1 pseudogene is annotated in these 329 nt (G+C 52.3%); it reads right to left on the bottom strand.

The features are described 5' to 3' along the window. Positions 1-318, bottom strand: a pseudogene (locus HV832_RS17135) (Tn3 family resolvase); the annotation flags it as partial. Between the last annotated feature and the right edge of the window lie 11 nt (positions 319-329).

Below are 329 nucleotides of genomic sequence, written 5' to 3' on the forward strand. Positions count from 1 at the left end.
AAGCTGAAATGGTTTGGCCTGTTTTTCTTGTGCAGGATGTTCCCTTTGTATGCCTCGGATGACTTTTTTAACGAGGGGCGCCTTGGTCGGATCAGGGAATCCCTGATCGATATGCCATTGCGCCAGAGCAGCAAGACGTTGACGCAACGTGTTGATTGCCAGCTTTTCAGCGTGGTCAACGAGGTACTGAGCAATGTTCTCGCTGGTGGCAGGCAAAAAACCACCCCACTCAATTTCGTAGTGCCGGACGGCGGACTGGTATGCCACGCGGGTATTGTCACGCGTTCCTGCATGGAGGTAGTGATCGATTTTGCTCATGCTACTCATCC

Origin of the sequence: Cognatundibacterium oligocarboniphilum, assembly GCF_013377855.1 — a bacterium.
In the GTDB taxonomy this organism is placed as follows: Bacteria; Pseudomonadota; Gammaproteobacteria; order Burkholderiales; family Burkholderiaceae_D; genus Undibacterium; species Undibacterium oligocarboniphilum.